Source organism: Rhodanobacter sp. OR92 (assembly GCF_000427545.1).
GTDB classification, from domain to species: Bacteria; Pseudomonadota; Gammaproteobacteria; order Xanthomonadales; family Rhodanobacteraceae; genus Rhodanobacter; species Rhodanobacter denitrificans.
Genome location: NZ_ATYF01000024.1, coordinates 1 through 3,452, shown reverse-complemented (window position 1 = coordinate 3,452; position 3,452 = coordinate 1). Strand labels below are relative to the sequence as shown.

Sequence of the window (3,452 nt, the reverse complement as noted above, 5' to 3'; positions counted from 1 at the left end):
ACCAAAGCCCCCGAGCGTTGCCGTTGGGGGAGTGAGGCTGATAAAGACGAAGGCCTCCCCGGATGGGGAGGCCTTCTAAGGATAAAGCCCCTGGCGGTGACCTACTCTTGCATGGCAAAGCCACACTACCATCGGCGCATGCGCGTTTCACTTCTGAGTTCGGGATGGGATCAGGTGGGACCACGCCGCTATGGCCGCCAGGGAAGGGGTGGGAGCAGCGCTGACGCGCCGGCTCCGCATTTTTGAAGAGTCCGCCACGGATGGCGGGGTTTTGACTCTTCTTTTCGTGAGAGGGATCTCACGTGAGATAAATCGTAAACGAGTGACAAGCGTCGAGGTGAATTCGATATTTGGCAAGTGCCTTGGAACGATCGCTCTTTCGAAGGCTCCGGCCATGGATGGCCGGTAGCTTCGCAGAGGGACCTGCGTAAAACAAAGCCACTTGGGGTTATATGGTCAAGCCGCACGGCTCATTAGTATCAGTTAGCTGAACGCATTGCTGCGCTTCCACACCTGACCTATCAACCACCTGGTCTTGATGGTGCCTTAAGGAGAGTCAAGCTCTCGGGAGATCTCATCTTGGGGCGTGCTTCCCGCTTAGATGCTTTCAGCGGTTATCACTTCCGTTCATAGCTACCGGGCAATGCCTCTGGCGAGACAACCCGAACACCAGCGGAACGTCCACTCCGGTCCTCTCGTACTAGGAGCAGCCCCCCTCAAATCTCCAACGCCCACGACAGATAGGGACCGAACTGTCTCACGACGTTCTGAACCCAGCTCGCGTACCACTTTAAATGGCGAACAGCCATACCCTTGGGACCGGCTACAGCCCCAGGATGTGATGAGCCGACATCGAGGTGCCAAACACCGCCGTCGATATGAACTCTTGGGCGGTATCAGCCTGTTATCCCCGGAGTACCTTTTATCCGTTGAGCGATGGCCCTTCCATACAGAACCACCGGATCACTAAGACCTACTTTCGTACCTGCTTGATCCGTCGATCTCGCAGTCAAGCACGCTTATGCCTTTGCACACAGTGCGCGATGTCCGACCGCGCTGAGCGTACCTTCGTGCTCCTCCGTTACTCTTTGGGAGGAGACCGCCCCAGTCAAACTACCCACCATACACGGTCCCTGACCCGGATTACGGGCCGAGGTTAGAACGTCAAGCACTTCAGGGTGGTATTTCAAGGATGGCTCCATGCAAACTGGCGTCTGCACTTCAAAGCCTCCCACCTATCCTACACAGAAGAACTCAACGTTCAGTGTAAAGCTATAGTAAAGGTTCACGGGGTCTTTCCGTCTTGCCGCGGGAACGCTGCATCTTCACAGCGAATTCAATTTCACTGAGTCTCGGGTGGAGACAGCGCCGCTGTCGTTACGCCATTCGTGCAGGTCGGAACTTACCCGACAAGGAATTTCGCTACCTTAGGACCGTTATAGTTACGGCCGCCGTTTACTGGGGCTTCGATCAAGAGCTTCGCCTTGCGGCTGACCCCATCAATTAACCTTCCAGCACCGGGCAGGCGTCACACCCTATACGTCCACTTTCGTGTTTGCAGAGTGCTGTGTTTTTGATAAACAGTCGCAGCGGCCAGGTTACTGCGACCCTTCAATGCTCAGTCACGCACGTGACCACATCGAAGGGCGCACCTTCTCCCGAAGTTACGGTGCCATTTTGCCTAGTTCCTTCACCCGAGTTCTCTCAAGCGCCTTGGGATTCTCACCCTGCCTACCAGTGTCGGTTTACGGTACGGTTTTTCTACAGCTGAAGCTTAGTGGCTTTTCCTGGAAGCGTAGTATCGGTCACTTCGCCCAAAAGGGCTCGTCTCGGTGCTCGGCATAAAGGATCCCGGATTTGCCTAAGATCCATGCCTACCGCCTTTCCCCGGGACAACCAACGCCCGGTAGACCTAACTTTCTCCGTCCCCACATCGCACTGTAGAAAAGTGCTGGAATATTAACCAGCTTCCCATCGACTACGCATTTCTGCCTCGCCTTAGGGGCCGACTCACCCTGCGCCGATGAACGTTGCGCGAGGAAACCTTGGGCTTTCGGCGTGGGGGCTTTTCACCCCCATTATCGTTACTCATGTCAGCATTCGCACTTCCGATACCTCCAGCAGACTTTACAATCCACCTTCACAGGCTTACGGAACGCTCCTCTACCGCGTGCACTTGCGTGCACACCCCGAGCTTCGGTGCATAGCTTAGCCCCGTTAAATCTTCCGCGCAGACCGACTCGACCAGTGAGCTATTACGCTTTCTTTAAAGGATGGCTGCTTCTAAGCCAACCTCCTGGCTGTCTATGCCTTTCCACATCGTTTTCCACTTAGCTATGACTTTGGGACCTTAGCTGCGGGTCTGGGTTGTTTCCCTTTTCACGACGGACGTTAGCACCCGCCGTGTGTCTCCCGGATAGTCTGTCCTGGTATTCGGAGTTTGCCATGGTTTGGTAAGTCGCGATGACCCCCTAGCCATAACAGTGCTCTACCCCCAGGAAGATTCGTCCGAGGCGCTACCTAAATAGCTTTCGAGGAGAACCAGCTATCTCCGAGTTTGTTTAGCCTTTCACTCCTATCCTCAGCTCATCCCCATCTATTGCAACAGATGTGGGTTCGGTCCTCCAGTGCGTGTTACCGCACCTTCAACCTGGCCAAGGATAGATCACTCGGTTTCGGGTCTACTGCCAGAGACTATGCGCCCTATTCAGACTCGATTTCTCTTCGCCTCCCCTATACGGTTAAGCTTGCCACTGACAGTAAGTCGCTGACCCATTATACAAAAGGTACGCAGTCACCCTTGCGGGCTTCCACTGCTTGTACGTATACGGTTTCAGGGTCTATTTCACTCCCCTCTCCGGGGTTCTTTTCGCCTTTCCCTCACGGTACTAGTTCGCTATCGGTCAGTCAGGAGTATTTAGCCTTGGAGGATGGTCCCCCCATGTTCAGACAAGGTTTCACGTGCCCCGCCTTACTCAATTTCACACAAAGTGCCCTTTCGTCGACTGGGCTATCACCATCTATGGCCGGCCTTTCCATGCCGTTTGACTAGAACACAATGTGCTTTTGGGCTAGTCCCCGTTCGCTCGTCGCTACTCAGGGAATCTCGGTTGATTTCTTTTCCTCCGGGTACTTAGATATTTCAGTTCCCCGGGTTCGCCCTGCATGGCTATGTATTCACCATGCAGTACTCCTTGCGGAGTGGGTTTCCCCATTCGGACATTGCCGGATCAAAGCTTGTTGCCAGCTCCCCGACACTTTTCGCAGGCTGCCACGTCCTTCATCGCCTCTGACTGCCAAGGCATCCACCGTATACGCTTAGTCGCTTGACCATATAACCCCAAGTCGCCTCGGGGCATGCACCCTCCTCAGGTGCAGCCAAGTTACTTCGTTTTCGTGCCTTAACACTTGCCTCGGTTCGGTTCGAACCAAGACGCTTGTCACTCGTTTAC

The 3,452-nt window shown here is 54.5% G+C and carries 2 rRNA genes; both read right to left on the bottom strand.

What is annotated here, in order from left to right:
* Positions 1 to 88 precede the first annotated feature (88 nt).
* Positions 89 to 202 (bottom strand): 5S ribosomal RNA (rrf, locus tag RHOOR92_RS0111710).
* 250 nt (positions 203 to 452) lie between these two features.
* Positions 453 to 3,332: ribosomal RNA gene (locus RHOOR92_RS0111705) — 23S ribosomal RNA — on the bottom strand.
* Between the last annotated feature and the right edge of the window lie 120 nt (positions 3,333 to 3,452).